This is a genomic window from Pseudoalteromonas sp. B131b, from assembly GCF_037162545.1.
GTDB lineage: Bacteria > Pseudomonadota > Gammaproteobacteria > Enterobacterales > Alteromonadaceae > Pseudoalteromonas > Pseudoalteromonas fuliginea.
In genome coordinates this window covers 126,602-144,033 of sequence record NZ_JARLUZ010000002.1, presented here as the reverse complement: position 1 = coordinate 144,033, position 17,432 = coordinate 126,602, and the positions used below count along the sequence as shown (strand labels likewise).

Below are 17,432 nucleotides of genomic sequence, written 5' to 3'. Positions count from 1 at the left end.
TATGGATTTTATTACGCAAAATTTACCGCAAACACTTATGGTACTTGGTATTGTTGCTTTAATAATAGAAGTAGCAGTACTTGGCCTTTCTACATTTATTTTATTGTTTTTTGGATTATCGTTATTCCTTACCGGATTATTAATGAGTTTTGGTATTTTACCTGACTCATTAACCATAGCCCTTTGGAGTAACGCAGTTGTAACCGCAGGCTTGGCGGTTGTACTTTGGAAACCATTAAAACAAATGCAAAATCGCGTAGATAAAAAACAGGTAAATAGTGATTTTGCTGAACTTACTTTTGTACTTGCTAGCGATGTAACAGAACAAGGTTTAACTACACATCAATACTCAGGTATTAGCTGGAAACTCAAAAGTGAGCAACCAATTAGCGCCGGTACTGAGGTCTTAGTAACCAAAAAAGAAGTGGGTGTTATGTGGGTTAAGCCTAAAAGCTAATCATCACTTTAAAACAAGCACTGTGTATAATAAATTACAGTAAAACGGGCGGCTCAAACTGCCCGTTTTTTATGCCTGAGATTTGAAATACAGCGCCTTGTTCACTAACAGTATTATTAATCGCCTCATCAAACGCCGATGTCACAAGTAACAACTCAGCATTTTTACCACCGAATGCAGCGCATGTCGGTTTTAATGCACAAAGCTTTATCGTTTTAATTAACGCACCGTCTGGGGATAAACAAATAACACATCCCATTCCCCAAACAGCTAGCCACAAATTACCTAATTTATCGGTTACGCAGCCATCGGGGTCAACATCAGTATTATTAAATTGATAAAAAACACGTGGCTCAGCGCAAGGTTCGCCAGTTTGCTCATCCAAATCTAATACATAAATACAGCTCGTTAAAGAGTCGCAATAATAACCGCGTAAACGTGGCTTATCAAAACACAATCCATTTGGGATACTCAAACCACTTACAACGGCTTTAAGCTGGCGTTTATAATAACGGTATATTTTACCATCCCCTTTTTTAGCATTTACATCCATTGTACTTAACCAAAAGCCACCCCATGGATCAGCACGGCCGTCGTTTGAACGCCTATTTAGCTGTGTATTTTCAATATTAAGAATAAGATGGCGAGTAGTTGAATTAATATGATATTTATATAAGCCAGTACTTGTACAGAGCAGCAAGTGCAGCTCATCAATCCAAGCGATTGCACTGAGCGTATCGGGCATATTAACTGTTTTTAGTTGGCTTTCACTGTGTATGTTTTTGCTTAAAAGTAATTTTTTATTTATGTCGACCCAAAAAAGGTATTCAGCACAGGATGCCAAAGTGGACTTTCTGCAAGCTGATACTGTGTGCTGTCAAAAATGGTTACGCTAGGATCAAACATAAGTAATTATTCTTTATTATTAACAAAGCCTTGTAATATTAAACCTTACCAGAAAACAGTGAATTTCGCGATGTGTACTCAGCTTTAATTTATCAACACCATTAGTAATTTTTAGACTGAGTTGATAACATAAAATTTCATAAAAGGATTGACCATGAACAACAATAATAAAAATACACTCGTCGTTGAAGGCGGTGCAATGCGCGGTATATTTGCCGCAGGTGTACTTGATGAGTTTTTAAAACAACAATACCAACCGTTTGAACGCTATTTTGGTGTTTCAGCCGGGGCAACTAATATAGCCGCATTTTTATGCAAACAACCAATGCGAAATTATAAAGTGATTACCGACTACTCGTGCCGTCCTGAATTTATTAATTTAGCGCGCTTTATTAAAGGTGGTCATTTATTTGATTTAGATTGGTTATGGCAAGAAACAATTCGCGAAATACGCCTCCATACAGAGGTATTCGAACAAACTCCACACGAGTTTTATATTGTATCTACGGCAATCGAATCAGGCAAAGCACACTATTTAAAAGCCACCAGCGCCGAAATGGTGCATCAATTAAAAGCATCATGCGCTATACCCATTGCATATCGTGACTACCCTATTATTAATGACATAGCGATGACCGATGGCGGTGTTGCTGATTCAATTCCGGTTATAAAAGCTTACGAAATGGGTGCACACGAAATCACCGTTATTTTGTCTCAATGTTTAGGCTATCGTAAAAAACCAAGTAAGGCACCTTGGCTTACTAAAAAAATGTATAAAAACTATCCAGCATTAATTCAAACGACCTTAAACAGGGCTAATTTTTATAATAAGTCTATCGATTTTATTATGAATCCACCTAATGACTGCAAAATCAATATCATTGCACCACCGGCTAATTTTAAAGTTGGGCGTACCACTAAAAAGTTTGAAATACTTAATAGTGGTTACAACATGGGAATTGATGCTGCTAAGGCCTTTTTAGCTAAATAACTGCATTTTTTAACCTAATAATTGCGGTGCTTTACCCGCAATAACTGCAGTTAGTAAACCAGCTAACATAGCTCCCACAACGGTGCATATTGCACCGCCTAAAATACCGTAAATACTCATAAAACATATCAGCGCTAAACCAAATAACAGTGTACTTAAAAATGTTTTAGTCACTATTGTTAGTGTATTTTTTCGTATGTTGAGCATCATTAGTAGCAAACTCACCATTGCAATTGTAATTAGTAGCTCGTTCATGCGGGTTGTACCTCTGCTTGTAATTTTTGTGTGTTTTTTATTTTTAAGGCACCAAAAATACACGCGATACCCACCACCATAAAGCTTATATCTACTACCGCAACAAACGTACTATTAAGGTTAATAACATTGCTCACGCCAAATATAATATTGAGCGGCAGCACGAACGCAAGCGAAGCGCCGCATAGCAAAAGAGTCAGCTTAAAATAGTTTTTATAACCTACAGGCAATACACTTAAGAGTAACCATGCCAACCACGTATAAAAAAACACGGGTCCAAAAAAGCTATTTTGCGCCACACCAATAACGGTATAATTAAGTACAACTTGTAAAGGAAATAACACAAAGCTTGCTAATACCAAACCTCCACAACTGCCAATAATAAAACGATTCCATCGTGCATATGCCTGCATACTCAGCGACGGGCTACTGCCACGTGTACGCTTTGCCAGCCACATCATCATCCCTGAAATAGGTAAAAGCGCGGTACTTAAGCCAAGCAATACCCAAAGTAATTTTACAAACACCCCTGCAAAGTTCCCAAAGTGCAGCGGAAACATCAACTCAATTACTTGTATTGATACACCCGAAATATCACCAAAACTACTCATCGACTGCACAAACTCACCATTACCACGATAATGCAGTAACTGAGAAGCAACAGCCTCGCCACCTAACAAACGCAAATACACCTGCGCATTCGCATCGTTATGCGCCATTATTGTGACATCCCTAATTACTGCTTCAGGGTAACGGCTATGGGCATTCTCTAAAATAGTGTCTATTTTTGTAGGTTGCTTAATGTGGCTAACTACCGGCTCAGGAATGGCGGTAAACGTTTCTATTAACTTATCTTGATCGCCACCAAAGCTCACAAACGCAGCTGCTGGTAGTAAAATAATGGTCGCGAGCCCTAAAAATGATCCTGTAAAACCAATCACAATATTAAATACGCTGCCCCAAATACCTATAACTTTGTGAGCATCACTGACTGCAATATCTAACCCTTTATTTCGTCTAAACGTAAAAAGCTCTTTTATCAATTTACGATGAATAAACAAGCCTGTAACCGCACTTACTAAAAGCGTTAGGCCTAAAAACCCAGTGAGTATTAACCCAATTGGTCGCCCTAAATGCAAGTCTGCATGAAACTCGCCTATATAAGTTGGCGCATCCGTTTTTTTATTAGCGTAAAATTCTTTACTAGGCCCATAGTAAGTATTTTCCAGCGCCAATGTATTGGGATGAAATTGAAATACTCTGGCCACCTCTTGGTCGTAATTTTCATCACCATGGTGAGATTCAAATACCAACGTTAATAAATGAAAGTTATGCCCACTTGGCAAAAACACATGAATGTTTTCGCCAAATTCACTAGGTACTTGTTTATGGTATTCATTTACTAGTCGATTAATTTGCGCGCTGGCAACGTGTTGGCTAGATTGTAGCTCTGGATTTGCCCATATTTTTAACTCAGGTCGCGACAGCACTGCTAATGCCCCACTAAATGCAACAATAAATAGCAGTACCGCAGTAATAATTCCTACCCAGCTATGTAATAAAAATAGCTTTTTTAAAGTGATCGACTTCATCCCTGCCCCTGCGTTAACGCCCAAAAACTCAATAAACCATGTGATACACACAGTACAATCATCACAACAAAAGGTTGCCATACCTTTTGCGCCAAATACGCATAAATAAACAACGCAGTCCAAATAACAGGAAAAAGTAAAATAGGCAGTAATATTTGTTCATTCATTTGAAACGGTAAGTAGGTTGTCATACCCGGAATTATTATTACCGCAGTAATTAGTGCTAATACACACGCAATTAAGTGTCTTCGCCGTGTGGCTGTAAACGTTTTTTTATTATCCATTCTTCGCTCATTAAATTTGCCTAAACATATACAAAACCGCACATGCAAATGATAACAATTGCCATTATATTGTGCATTTATTACTTAATGCAATTTATTAAACAAATTAAGCCGCTTTTATACTAAAAACACGGTTGGTTTTTCTTATTAGCTTTTATGCTATGCAGTGCAATTTAGGTACGCAGTAATGCCCCTTTTCAGTGAAGCCGAGTTTGATTTTTTCGTTTTCTCTTGGCTTACCTGTATTAGCTACTCCCTCAGGCTACGAGTTGCTTAAACATTAGATGGCGTAACAGCCCTTTTAAAGCCTTTTATAGTCACTTATTTTTCTATTAAACTATTCATACGGTTTCTAGAAAATTTCACTTTTGTTAGTTTTGGTCTTTACCGAATCGTATTTGGTGGTATTTTATTAACTAACCTGAATTCTGGTTAAGAGATTTAAAAACACTATAAATAATAACGATATTTAAGTCTGTTTCTCTCTAGCTAGAAATTTTTGGTGAAAACAAGGCGAATTTACGCGTCAATAGCTGGTCTATTGCAAGGAAATTCAACGCAGTTAGCGCTAAAAACAGCTGCTTGAGATAGATTTATTATCCAGAACTCAGGTTAGCTATAACCTACACATAAGAGAACATTATGAGCGAAAAAATAAACGAAGAAGCACTCCACGCACTTAAAATAGCCTTTACTTACATGCCTAAAGCGATTGAAGTGACAAAGTATGAATATGGCGAGCGCTACCAAAGTGTGCTTGATCACATTGAAGCTGTACGCGAAACATTGCTTATTAACGATGTTGATCCTGAAGAAGTAGGCGGCGATATCAACCCTGAGTACACACCCAATTCAACTTATTAATATAATGATTTGATAATTAAAAGATTTATAAATAATCTTTTGTGCTCAAATTCAGTAAGAAATATTGAACAAGTACTACAAATAAAAGCTGAATAACGCTATCTTTAGTTAAGCTGCTTTACTAGCTAGTTCCATATCAAGATATTAATTAGATTCTAAAAAATTAAGGGATGTTTTCTATTGAATTTTCTTAGACGTTTTCACGATATAGTATCGGATCAAGACCTTAATTTTGAGGATAAAACCCACCAGCTTTTAGAGTTCGGACTCGAGGTTTTTAACCTCGATTTAGCAATCATTAGCCGTGTTGAAAATAACTGTTATTCAGTGTTACATGCCATAACCCCTAATAACGAATTAAAAATAGGCACTCAATTTGATCTGGATGGCACCTACTGCGTACACACACTTGAGGCAGGTTCCGCACTTGCATTTCATAAAGTATCACAGAGCATAATTGCAGATCACCCATGCTATATTAATTTTCAGTTAGAATCGTACATTGGTGCACCTATAAAAGTAGGTAACAATGTATACGGTACTGTTAACTTCTCTTCTGCAACTGAATCACCAGTATTTTCAGACGACGCCTACGACTACATTGAGTTGTTTGCACAATGGTTAGGGGCTGAATTTGCTCGCAGCATCACAAGAGAAGAACTCACTAAAAACAGTAATAGTTTATTGAAACTAGAAAGTGTAGCTAATATAGGCACGTGGGAAGTAGACTTAACTAATAATAATATTTATTGGAGTCAACAAACTAAACGCATCCATCAAGTTGACGAAAATTATCAACCAAAAATAGACTCTGCGCTTGAATTTTATAAAGAAGGTCAAAGCAGAGATAGTATAACAAAAGCAGTCGAACTCGCCGTACAATCAGGTGAAAAGTGGCATTTAGAACTGGAGATAATCACAGCTAAAAAGCAACATATTTGGGTGTCAACTTTTGGCGAAGCTGAGTTTGATGACGGTATTTGCGTAAGACTTTTTGGCACATTTCAAGATGTGACAGAGTCAGTTACCCTCAGAGAAGAACTTAAAAATAAAAAGGCCGAAGCGGAACGATTACTTGACGATAGAAGCATGTTACTTGCAAAAATAAGTCATGAACTAAGAACACCGCTCAACGGTATAACAGGCATGCTAACCACATTAATAGATGAACAAAACGAAGAAAAACGGTCTGAAAAAATAAAAGTTGCATTACGCAGTGCCGATATTCTTCTGAGCATAATCAATGAAGTACTCGATTTTTCTAAAATCAATCATGGTGAATTGAAACTCGAACCAACCGATTTCTTACTTAAAACAATTTTTACTGATCTTACTTCCTTGTACTCCCCATTGTTTACAAATACTAATGTGGACTTAAAAGTTAGCAATAATATACCCGACCATTGCTGGGCTTATTCAGACAATACAAGATTAAGTCAAATAGTCTCTAACCTATTAAGTAATGCTTTGAAATTCACCGAGCAAGGGTCGGTAAAATTGCAAACATCAATAACTAAAGCGAGTAATCAATTCACTTTAAATATTGAAGTGCATGACACAGGCAGAGGCATGACAAGTGGGTTTTTAAAGTCATTATTTTCGCCTTTCACTCAAGAAGTCGACGCCAAAAACAGCAAAGGTGGAACAGGACTTGGCTTAGCAATAGTTAAAGAACTTGTAGAATATATGGGCGGTACAATAAAAGTAGAGAGTGAGATAAATAAAGGCACACATTTTTTACTGAGTATTCCAATTAAACCGGGCAAAGAACAAATACATCACTCAAGTAACATATCGCAAGTTAATCTTTATGCTTGCAAGCTTTCTGTTTTAGTTGTCGATGATAACGATATAAATAGATTAGTACTTGATGCATCATTAAATAAGTTTAATGTGAGACCCGACTTTGCAGTTGATGGGCAAGACGCCATATTAAAGTGTCAGCAAAAACACTACGATCTTATTTTTATGGATTGTATTATGCCTATACTCGATGGCTTTGAGGCAACAAAACAACTGCGTTCAAAAAACATTTGCAGGCATGACTCAACTTATATTGTTGCCTTAACAGCTAATACATCAGCGCAAGATAAGCTAACATGCAAACAAGCTGGTATGGATATGTTTATCTCAAAACCATTTAAAATGCACTCATTAGAAATTGCGATTGCATCGGCTGCTGAGCGGCTGAAACTCAAACATTAATAAGAAAATATAATTGTATAAAGAATTCAACAATGAAAAATATATTTAGAACCGTACTGTTCGCTATATTAGCTGTAGTGCTATTCAAAGGTTTTTCAACTCAACAATGGCAGGCATTAATTATTGTCATTGTGGGGATCAGTATTTTACTACTCTCAACTTTTGTTACAAAGGCTAAATCTACTACAGGCTCGTCAATTTATGTAAGCGGTGGCACGTCTCATACGGATAGCAATTGCGGCGGTGGTGATTCTGGTGGTGGCTGCGATTAAATCGCATGTTAATTTTTAAGTATAAAAAAGCCGCCTTTGGAGAAGGGCGGCTTGGGTGAACAAACAGCTAAGGGTGAACGCTGTTATATCAAGAGAGATTTCTGGTTAACTAAGCAGCGCTTTGATCTTGCTCGGTTTCATCGCTGTGGCGAATTAAATAGTCAAATGCGCCTAAGCTTGCCGTTGCGCCACTGCCCATTGCAATAATAATTTGTTTAAACGGAGTATTGGTTGCATCCCCCGCGCCGTAAATGCCAGGTAATGACGTTGCGCCTTTAGCATCAATCAGTATTTCACCAAATTTACTTAATTCAAGGTCGCTGTCTTTTAACCACTCGGTATTTGGTATTAAGCCTATTTGTACAAATATACCGGCAAGTTCAAGCTCTTTGCTCTCCCCAGTCACTCTATCTGTGTACATTAAGCCTGTTACTTTTTTACCATCACCAAGTACTTCGGTTGTTTGTGCACTTTTGATAATAGTAATATTAGCCATACTTTTAGCTTTACGAATAAGCACTTCATCAGCTCGTAATGTGTCTGCAAATTCAAGTACCGTAACGCTTTGCACAATATTGGCTAAATCGATTGCCGCTTCTATACCTGAATTACCACCGCCAATTACAGCAACAGGTTTGCCTTTAAACAAAGGGCCGTCGCAATGTGGGCAATATGCCACACCGTGGCCGCGATATTCTTGCTCACCTGGAACGTTCATTTCGCGCCAGCGTGCACCAGTGGCAAGTACGAGCGATTTAGCTTTAAGTACTGCGCCATTTTCTAGTGTAATTTCGTAACCATTGTTATAACCAAGTGCCGCTGCACGCTGATTATGCATTACATCTACATCGTATTCTTTAACGTGCTCTTCAAGCTGAGCAACTAACTTTGGCCCTTCAGTCGCCTTTATTGAAATAAAGTTCTCTATTGCTAATGTATCGGCAACTTGCCCACCAAATCTGTCGGCAACAATGCCTGTATTTAACCCTTTTCGCGCTGAGTAAATAGCAGCCGATGCGCCCGCAGGCCCACCACCGATGACAAGTACATCAAATTTATCTTTTTTACTTAGCGATTCAGCTTGTCGCTGTGCCCCTTTGCTATCTACTTTATTGAGTATGTCGGTAAGGCTTAGTGCACCTTGGCTAAATGGTTCGCCATTTAAATATACAGCCGGTACAGCTAAAATATTTCGCTCTTCTACTTCATCTTGAAATAATGCGCCATCAATCATGGTGGCTTTAATATTACTGTTTGTCGCAGCCATAGTGTTAAGTGCTTGCACGACTTGCGGGCACGTTTGGCAACTTAGACTTATGTATACTTCAAAGTTTAGCTCTTGAGTAAGCGATTGTATTTGCTCAATGTCTTCGCTTTTAGCTTTACTTGCGTGTCCGCCAGTATGCAAAAGTGCTAACACTAAACTTGTGAATTCGTGACCCATAGGTACGCCTGCAAACGTAATATGAGTGTTTGTAATAGGTGAATGTACAACCATTGATGGGCGACGCGCGCTTTTATCAGGATTGTTTATTACCGTAAATTTATCGCTTAGTGAGGCTAAATCGTTTGCTAAGCTTTCTACCTCTGCTGATTTTTTGCTGTCATCCAAGGCAATAAGCAGCTCAACAGGTTGAGTAAGCGATTCGAAATGGCTTTTTAATTGATTTTTTATGTTGTTATCTAACATGGCTTAACCCTTTTAGGAAAATTTAAACAGCAAGCCTCCCAAGCCAAATAATGCATGTGCTTAAACAAATATATTGATATAGGAGGCATCAACAAGCGTACGTTTGTTGATTTAAGGGCAGTTACCTGCCCTTACTTGATTGGAAAATCAGGTAGTTAGATTTTACCAACTAGGTCTAGTGAAGGTGCAAGTGTGTCTTCACCTGGCTGCCAAGATGCAGGACAAACTTCACCGTCGTGAGTTGCAATGTATTGTGCAGCTTGTACTTTACGAACAAGTTCTTTAGCGCTACGGCCAATTCCTAAATCGTGAGTTTCGATAATTTTAATTTCGCCCTCTGGGTTCATTACAAATGTACCGCGAAGTGCTAAGCCTTCTTCTTCAATCATTACACCAAAGCTGCGTGTAATACGTCCTGTTGGGTCGCCAATCATTGGGTAAGTAATTTTACCGATAGTGTCTGACGTGTCGTGCCATGCTTTGTGAGTAAAATGAGTGTCAGTAGATACTGAGTAAACTTCTACGCCCATTTCTTGAAGTTGTGCATAGTAATCTGCAAGGTCACCTAATTCGGTAGGACATACAAATGTAAAGTCTGCTGGGTAAAAGAAGAAGATAGACCATTTACCTAGAACATCTTTTTCAGACAATTCTACAAAGTCACCGTTGTGGTAAGCGGTTGCATTGAATGGTTGTAATTTTGTATTGATTAATGAAGTGCTCATGGTATTTCCTCATCTGTGTTTATGTATTTTAAAAGTAATCAACGCTTTCGTTTTAAACGACCTTCTGCGTTGGCTTGATTAATACAATAAGGCCAATGGGAAATTAAATAAAATTGATTGTTTAGATTAAAACAATCGATTTTTTGGGTTGAACTATATAATCATTGTTATCGTAAGCATTATTTGAATTGTAAACGCTGGCGAATTATTAAGACCGCTAATCGCAATACTGCTACAATAGCCCCGCTTCAAATAAGTCATCAAATATAAGGCACACCGTAATGGAAAAATTTGTTAACCATATACAGCTAGGTTACCTAGGCTTAATCCCGTTTCTAGGGTGTGTAGGTTGGCCACTCATGTTTGGCAGTAATAGCCTTAACTTGGAGTTTTTTACTTTTTACAGTATCGCCATTTTAGCATTTATGGCGGGTAACTTATGGCGCGCCGGAGAGCAAACTTATAACAATGCTATAAAAGCTGTTGCGCCTGTAATACCTATACCATTTTTATCATTTTTACCTGTTGAGTGGGCACTCGCTTGGTTAGGTGCTAGTTTTTGGTTAGTACTTTTATTTGAAAAAGCCACGCCGCAATGGCAAACCTATCATAAAGATTATCAAAAAATGCGCTTTGTACTTACCTCTGTTGTGTTTGTGTGTCATATCCTTACTATTGGTATGAGTATTTATCCTAAATAGCAGCTGTAAACTTAAATATTGCGTGGTAATAAGGTAATATCCGCGCACTGCTATTTGAGGACACACCATGATTGACCAACTACGCCAACAACTCGACGAACTTGGCGAAAACTACGTAGAAAAAAACGCTGCATTTAAAATCAAAGTGATCCCATTTTTTGTGCTATTCGCATTAAAAAAGATCATAAAAGTGAAGGTCGTTTAAGCTTTTATTCAAGTCAATTACTCGAAATATTTTTAGTCGTCTTATTTTTGTTATTCGGTTTAACACTTTACGATACAGATGCAGGATTTACTCATGGCCCTATTCATATTGCCTTTGCTGTTTTAATTACTTTTAATCTTATTATTAAACAAATCGCAATCGAAGGGTTAAAAACCAGACTTGCGTTTCATCGTTTACTAGCAAAAGACTCACAAACAAATAGCGATATAAATAATACTGCTACAAACATAAACGCTAAATAAAATATGTACTTAAATCCTCAATGGCGAATACTCACTGTAGGCGATGGCGATTTATCGTTTTCGAATGCTATTTACACTCACCTATCGCCAAAAGCTTTAGTTGCATCTACTTTCGATGACCAGACCACAATTGAGCAAAAGTACCAGCACAATGCACTTAGCAATTTAAAAGCGCACAACGTTGAAGTACTCAATGGCTTTGACGTAACAAACCCTGCGTGTTGGCAAGCTCTAAGTGAAAGCAAGCACAGCTTTGATGTGGTTATTTTTCAGTTTCCACTCATACCTGCGTTTGTTGGCCGTGAAGCGTTTGAAAACAACACGCGCCAAACCAGCATGAATGTACTTAACCGCGCTTTACTGCACCAGTTTATTAAATACGCTAACGAATACGCGCTTGATAAAAATGGTCCAATGCTGTGCTACATCACCTCAAAGGATGTAAAACCCTATCGCGAATGGAATATAGAAGGCAGTTTAAATACTCATCTAAACATTGAGTATTGTGGGCAAATGCCTTTTGATATTAGCCGCTTTGAAGGTTATAAAATTCGTAATGTTGACCGCGATAAACACGTTAAAGACACCAGCGGTATAACTTACGTTTTCAGCCCAAAAAGTATCGATAAACATACTAGCGAATTAAGCTCACGTCTTACAAAGCCTACATACTTAACACCAAACCATTGCCCGCTTTGTCGCGTTGGCCCCTATATGGCAAATGAAGATGAAACTAAGCATATAAATGCTAAAAAACATAAGCAAATGCTGCACCTTGAAAGCGATTGGCAACAATGGCTAAATGATTTTTATAGCTCGTTAATCTCTAAGTGATAATTTAATTAAATCAGCCGCTTTTTCTGCAATAGCAATAACGGGTGCATTAGTATTACCAGTAATAATGCTAGGCATAATAGACGCATCAACCACGCGTAAATTACTCATCCCATGAACCCTTAAGTTTGTATCTACCACAGCCATTGAGTCTTGTCCCATTTTACATGTACCAACTGGGTGATATTCGGTATCTGCTGTTTGACGAATGAATGCAATAAGTTGCTCATCGTTATTTATATCAAGCGGATACACCATTTTTCCGCGTATGCTATCAAAGGCTTTGCTTTGCATAATCATCAACGTTTTTTTAAGACCTAATAACATTGCTGCTAAGTCATCTGGATGGCTTAAATAATTAGGGTCGATAAGCGGTGCACTACGCGGGTTGTTATCAGCTAACGTAATCGTGCCTCGGCTTTTAGGACGCATAATACTGCTGTGTATACTGTAACCATGCCCAGTGTGTAATTTGCGACTATGATCGTCCACCAGCCCAATAACAAATTCTAATTGAACATCTGGCGCTGGCGAGTCTTCAAATAATTTAATAAACGCATGCGACTCTGCAAAATTACTGGTTAAACGCCCTTGTCGTTTACTGAACCAATCTACACAACCTTTTAAAATATGCCCTATACCTAACGGGCTCATCCCAAACGTGCCTTTATTGTATTTGGCTTTAAATAATGGCACCACGGTTAAATGATCTTGTAAATTATTACCGACTCCCTCAAGCGGCACAGCAACGTCAATATTATGCGCTTTTAAGTGATTTTTTGGCCCAATGCCTGAAAGCATCAATATTTGCGGAGAGTTAATAGCACCTGCGCTTAATATTACTTCTTTACGTGCGAGCAAATTAATAACCTGATTATTGCGCTCTATTTGCACGCCTTTCGCTGTGTTATTTTTTATATTTATTTTATTAACATGGCTATTGGTTAATACAGTTAAATTTGGGCGGTTTAAATACGGTGTTAAATATGCCTTTGCTGCACTACACCGCTCGCCATTATGCTGCGTTACTTGCGATAAACGTGCACCACTTTGTTCTTCGCCATTTATATCGGTACTTAAATTAACGCCCTGCTCAGCACAGGCATTTAAAAAGTATTGATTGACATGGCTTGGGCTATTTAGCTCTTGTATATGCAGTGGGCCTTTTGTACCGTGAAGATCATTATTTATAAACGTTTTATTGTTTTCAGCTTTAATAAAATATGGAAGTAAACTCTCAAAATCCCAACCAGTATTGCCACTAGCCGCCCATTGGTCGTAATCGTATTTATTACCTCGAATATAAACCATTGCATTAGTCGAGCTTGACCCACCCAATACTTTGCCTCTAGGTACAAACCCGCAACGATTATTCAGCGCTTTTTGCACTACTGTATTGTAATGCCAACTATTAATACCATAAGGCACACTCGCCGCAATTCCCGCTGGCATTTGAACAAATGCGCTGTTATCACTTTTTCCTGCTTCAATTAAGCAAACGCTTACATTTTTATCCTCTGACAAGCGCGATGCAATAACGCAACCGCCACTGCCAGCTCCAATAACAATGTAGTCAAATGCGGTGTTGTTCATGGTGTACCTTAATTAGAATTTAAACGGCTTTAATGGCAATAGTGCATAGAAAAACTCAGCAAAACTTGATATTTTTAGACACCGTTTATTTGAGGTTAACTATGAGCAGCCTAATTAGAGCTACGTCACTACAAGGTATAGATACCCTAATTAGAGAGTTTGGCGGCGACCCGTATATGATCATGCGAAGTAATAATATTAATATTGACTTTGAATGCCTGGAAAACCAATATCTGCCTTATCGTGCCTACGCCGAGGTATTAGAGTACTGCGCGTGTAAATTTAATTGCCTCAGCTTTGGCCTTCAGCTTGCAAGCAGGCAAAATTTTGATATTTTAGGACACGTTGCAATAGCAGCCAAAAGCGGCACTAACTTAGGTGATGCGCTCAATTGGGTTGTTAAATACTTGCATTTACATAGCCCTGCACTGAGTTTAACGTCGCACCCTTTAGAGGATGAAAAAAGCTTATTTCTCTCATTCGAAATTAACCTTAAACCCTTACCTAACATTAGCCAAGCAATTGAGCTTACCATTGGTTTAGCACTCGCTATTATAAAAAAGCTGAGCAATAACCGCTGTAAACCAATGAATGTATTTTTGCCACAAAGATTAAGTGCTAACGCTCGCGCTTATAACGCTTATTTTGGCTGTGACGTTATAGAGCACCGTAATAGCGCCGGCATTGTAATAGTGAAAAGCGACTTGGCACTTAAGCTTGAACAATCAGAGCTAAATAAGGTACAAGCTGCGCTGAGTTTTTTAGCCAAAAATGCAGAGCACACGCAATCATTACCCAACCAAGTCAGTGCGTTAATAAGGCCAATGTTGCCTATTTATCAATGCAGTAACCAAACTATTTCTGCTGCGCTGGGTATGCACCCTCGCACCCTACACCGAGAACTTGCAAAACATAATACGAGCTTTGTAAAACTAAAAGATGCCACTCGCCGCGCTTTAGCTGCTCATTACTTAGCGCAGAACCAATATACAATATCAACTATATCTGAGCTTTTAGGGTATCAGGAGCAAGCAACATTATGTGCTAATGTTAAACGCTGGTTTGGGTGTTCTCCTCGTACATACAGGGCTAAAAAAGTGATAGACTAAGCGCTCTTATATTTTCTAAGGAGCGGGTATGAACTTTGTTATTGTTGGCACCAATTTTATTAGCGACACATTGTTAGCCGCTGCAAATACGTTAAACGATTTTAATTTGTACGCAGTGTGCTCGCGTGCAGTATCAAGCGGCGAAGCGTTTTTAGCCAAACACCCACAAAATGCACAAGCTAAAATTTTCACCTCAATCGAGCAAGTTTGCCAAGATCACAATGTCGATGCTGTCTACATAGCCGCCCCTAACAGCTTACACAAACAATATGCCGTTATGTGCCTAGAAGCGGGTAAACATGTCCTTGGCGAAAAACCATCAGCAGCCAATTCTAAAGAGCTTGCAAGCATTATAGCTACAGCAAAAAAGCATCAGCGCCTTTACATGGAAGCCATGATGACCACTCACTTGCCTAACTTTGCACGGCTGCAACAGGCAATGGTAAAAATTGGCACACCACGTAAATACATTGGGCAATATAGTCAATATTCATCTCGCTACGATAAGTACAAAAATGGCGAACGGCCAAATACATTTTTACCTGAGTTTGCTAATGGTGCACTGGTTGACTTAGGTATCTATCCGCTTTATTTACTCATTGCACTTTGGGGCGCACCAAAAAGCGTGAGTGCCAGTGGCGTATTGCTTGATACAGGTGTAGATGGTGCGGGCGATGTATTACTAAATTACGCAGATAAACAAGCTGTTATTAGTTACTCCAAAATATCGCAAGGCGACAACATAACCGAAATACAAGGCGAACTTGGCCGTATTCGTATCGAAGCCGTATCACAACTTAAAAAAATAGAGTTTATTGCTAACAATGGAGAGCGTGAGTTAGTGTCTATCGCATTTGACGAGCACTTTATGAAATTTGAAGTTGAGCATTTTATGCAAATGGTTAGTCAAAAAAAGTTACAATCGGACATTAACACACATCAATTAGCACGTAATGTGATGGCAGTACTTGACGAGGCCCGTAAACAATTAGGGGTTATTTACCCAAACGACACGGTATCCTAAAGATCTAAAAATAAATGTAGGCGTTAACCAACGACAATTAACGCCCACAGTAATTTATTTTATAATATGACTTAGCTACCAATATTACCTAAGCCAGAGCGACCCCCTTCCATGGGCAATCAATTTGGCTTAAATTACTTTTTACAATTGCTGCTAATGGCACATGCACTTTCAATATGTAAATTATTTGTTTCAAAAAAGTACGATGCAAAACTATCACAGCAAAACCTACCAATCAAGATTACCAATTATTTATTTTAAATTAAATTGGTAATACATGTAAAAATTACCAATAATGTACTATGATTTTAGTTATAATATGACTTTGCAATTTTGACATAGTGGTTAACTTTACGGTAACCTTTGGTCTTAACATTTGGTCTACGCTTTAAGTTTTACAAGATCTAGCGCGTACAGTCCTTAAGGTATATAAAGGTAAAATATGGGAAATCGTCGCTTATTTTGGCGCATCGTTGATAAGGTTGAGTCTTTAATAAAGCAAGGTGAATTTTCTGCTGGCATGCGTTTACCGCCAGAAAGAGAACTAGCAGAGATGTTCGACGTTAGCCGCCCTACAATTAGAGAAGCTATTATCGCATTAGAAGTGCGCGGTCGTGTTGAAGTAAAAACGGGTTCAGGTGTTTACGTAGTAGAAAGCCTCGACGCACCAATTAAATCCCAAGAAATCAGTGCTTTTGAACTAACTCAAGCCCGTGCACTCATCGAAGGTGAAATTGCAGCTTTAGCAGCGTTAAGTATTACAGAACAAGAACTTGAAAAACTAAACAAGACGCTTGAAGCCATGCAAGAAGGCTTATATGTTGAGCAAGCAGACAGAGAATTTCATGAAATAATAGCACGTGCAACGCGTAACAAAGCGCTTGAATTTGCCGTCGCTAATTTATGGGATTTACGCTTAACTAATGCACAAATTGTAACTGATTACAGTAGCGTATGTGCTAATAACAACGAATGCGTAATGGACGAACATACTGCTATTTATAATGCATTAAAGCAACATGATGCAAATGCTGCTCGTGCAGCAATGCATCAACATTTTAATCGACTCATTAACGCGTTATTTGATGCCGTTGAGTCACGCGCTTTAGAAGAAGTGAAACGTAAAAATAGCGAAAAACGAGGCCTCTACTCTTTAGATGGCCTAGTAAAAAGCGCTCATTAATACAATGAAAAGCTAGCACTCGTCCTGATTGCTAGCTTTTTCTCCTCTTTAGCAATAAAAATACCACTTAAATTTAGAATAACCCTCCTTACTTTTGAACATAAAACCTTACGTATAAATATAAAAAAAGATACTATGCCTGCCATTCAACTGGTTGTAATAGCAATCTGCTTGTATTGGATCTATTTGACGATAAGAAAATCACGCTAGAACTAGGCAAAAATTTTTGTATCTAGTTGTTCTAAATGAAATATTTATGCAGATTGGTATAATTAAGGA

General features: G+C 38.3%; 16 protein-coding genes and 2 pseudogenes. 11 read left to right on the top strand and 7 right to left on the bottom strand.

Annotated features, from left to right (window positions below):
• The first annotated feature begins 1 nt into the window (after window position 1).
• The gene (locus P4S65_RS18595; protein WP_008134418.1) at window positions 2-457 is read left to right on the top strand and encodes an NfeD family protein; all 456 of its coding nucleotides are present in this window, start codon (window positions 2-4) and stop codon (window positions 455-457) included.
• A gap of 34 nt (window positions 458-491) precedes the next feature.
• On the opposite strand, the pseudogene P4S65_RS18590 reads toward P4S65_RS18595, so the two are convergent.
• Window positions 492-1,363: pseudogene (locus P4S65_RS18590) on the bottom strand (SMP-30/gluconolactonase/LRE family protein).
• A 154-nt stretch (window positions 1,364-1,517) separates the two neighbouring features.
• On the opposite strand from P4S65_RS18590, the gene P4S65_RS18585 reads away from it, so the two are divergent.
• On the top strand, window positions 1,518-2,354 hold the full coding sequence (locus tag P4S65_RS18585; RefSeq protein WP_096794436.1) for a patatin-like phospholipase family protein: 837 nt from the start codon (window positions 1,518-1,520) through the stop codon (window positions 2,352-2,354).
• 9 nt (window positions 2,355-2,363) lie between these two features.
• On the opposite strand, the gene P4S65_RS18580 is transcribed toward P4S65_RS18585, so the two are convergent.
• The 3 genes from P4S65_RS18580 to P4S65_RS18570 are packed head-to-tail and all read right to left on the bottom strand — an operon-like array spanning window position 2,364 to window position 4,485.
• Entirely contained in the window at window positions 2,364-2,609 is a 246-nt protein-coding gene (locus P4S65_RS18580; protein ID WP_008134420.1) for a hypothetical protein, read from the bottom strand.
• Entirely contained in the window at window positions 2,606-4,201 is a 1,596-nt protein-coding gene (locus tag P4S65_RS18575) for a PepSY-associated TM helix domain-containing protein (RefSeq protein ID WP_337120838.1), read from the bottom strand. Before P4S65_RS18575 ends, P4S65_RS18580 begins: the two co-directional genes overlap by 4 nt.
• Complete coding sequence (locus P4S65_RS18570; protein ID WP_007375620.1) at window positions 4,198-4,485, bottom strand: hypothetical protein; 288 nt, start codon at window positions 4,483-4,485, stop codon at window positions 4,198-4,200. Before P4S65_RS18570 ends, P4S65_RS18575 begins: the two co-directional genes overlap by 4 nt.
• A 642-nt stretch (window positions 4,486-5,127) precedes the next feature.
• Between P4S65_RS18570 and P4S65_RS18565 the strand changes: the two genes are divergently transcribed.
• The 3 genes from P4S65_RS18565 to P4S65_RS18555 all read left to right on the top strand — a co-directional run bounded on the left by P4S65_RS18565 (window position 5,128) and on the right by P4S65_RS18555 (window position 7,826).
• Entirely contained in the window at window positions 5,128-5,349 is a 222-nt protein-coding gene (locus tag P4S65_RS18565; RefSeq protein WP_007375621.1) for a hypothetical protein, read from the top strand.
• Window positions 5,350-5,529: 180 nt separating this feature from the next.
• Window positions 5,530-7,554, top strand: coding sequence for a hybrid sensor histidine kinase/response regulator (locus tag P4S65_RS18560; RefSeq protein ID WP_337120837.1), 2,025 nt, complete (start codon window positions 5,530-5,532; stop codon window positions 7,552-7,554).
• Window positions 7,555-7,586: 32 nt separating this feature from the next.
• On the top strand, window positions 7,587-7,826 hold the full coding sequence (locus P4S65_RS18555) for a hypothetical protein (RefSeq protein WP_096794433.1): 240 nt from the start codon (window positions 7,587-7,589) through the stop codon (window positions 7,824-7,826).
• A 109-nt stretch (window positions 7,827-7,935) separates the two neighbouring features.
• Here the strand turns inward: P4S65_RS18555 and ahpF are convergent, their stop codons facing one another.
• Together ahpF and ahpC are read right to left on the bottom strand one after the other, a co-directional pair.
• Entirely contained in the window at window positions 7,936-9,516 is a 1,581-nt protein-coding gene (ahpF, locus tag P4S65_RS18550; RefSeq protein WP_096794432.1) for an alkyl hydroperoxide reductase subunit F, read from the bottom strand.
• 155 nt (window positions 9,517-9,671) lie between these two features.
• On the bottom strand, window positions 9,672-10,241 hold the full coding sequence (ahpC, locus tag P4S65_RS18545; RefSeq protein WP_337120836.1) for an alkyl hydroperoxide reductase subunit C: 570 nt from the start codon (window positions 10,239-10,241) through the stop codon (window positions 9,672-9,674).
• 281 nt (window positions 10,242-10,522) lie between these two features.
• Between ahpC and P4S65_RS18540 the strand changes: the two genes are divergently transcribed.
• The 3 genes and pseudogenes from P4S65_RS18540 (at window position 10,523) to P4S65_RS18530 (ending at window position 12,244) form a co-directional block, all read left to right on the top strand.
• Entirely contained in the window at window positions 10,523-10,942 is a 420-nt protein-coding gene (locus tag P4S65_RS18540; RefSeq protein WP_182716295.1) for a DUF3429 domain-containing protein, read from the top strand.
• A gap of 67 nt (window positions 10,943-11,009) precedes the next feature.
• Window positions 11,010-11,410 (top strand): annotated as a pseudogene (locus P4S65_RS18535) (hypothetical protein).
• A 3-nt stretch (window positions 11,411-11,413) separates the two neighbouring features.
• Window positions 11,414-12,244, top strand: coding sequence for a class I SAM-dependent methyltransferase (locus P4S65_RS18530; RefSeq protein ID WP_096794431.1), 831 nt, complete (start codon window positions 11,414-11,416; stop codon window positions 12,242-12,244).
• On the opposite strand, the gene P4S65_RS18525 is transcribed toward P4S65_RS18530, so the two are convergent.
• Window positions 12,230-13,837, bottom strand: coding sequence for a GMC family oxidoreductase (locus P4S65_RS18525; RefSeq protein WP_096794430.1), 1,608 nt, complete (start codon window positions 13,835-13,837; stop codon window positions 12,230-12,232). The genes P4S65_RS18530 and P4S65_RS18525 overlap by 15 nt on opposite strands.
• A 101-nt stretch (window positions 13,838-13,938) precedes the next feature.
• Here P4S65_RS18525 and P4S65_RS18520 point away from each other — a divergent pair, with 101 nt between their 5' ends.
• From P4S65_RS18520 to P4S65_RS18510, 3 genes are all read left to right on the top strand, one after another.
• Window positions 13,939-14,946, top strand: a complete 1,008-nt coding sequence (locus P4S65_RS18520) for an AraC family transcriptional regulator (protein ID WP_033030711.1) — start codon at window positions 13,939-13,941, stop codon at window positions 14,944-14,946.
• 28 nt (window positions 14,947-14,974) lie between these two features.
• Window positions 14,975-15,970, top strand: a complete 996-nt coding sequence (locus P4S65_RS18515; RefSeq protein ID WP_096794429.1) for a Gfo/Idh/MocA family protein — start codon at window positions 14,975-14,977, stop codon at window positions 15,968-15,970.
• 442 nt (window positions 15,971-16,412) lie between these two features.
• Window positions 16,413-17,153 carry a FadR/GntR family transcriptional regulator gene (locus P4S65_RS18510; RefSeq protein WP_337120835.1) on the top strand — a complete coding sequence of 247 codons (741 nt, stop codon included), beginning with the start codon at window positions 16,413-16,415 and terminating at the stop codon, window positions 17,151-17,153.
• Window positions 17,154-17,432 lie beyond the last annotated feature (279 nt).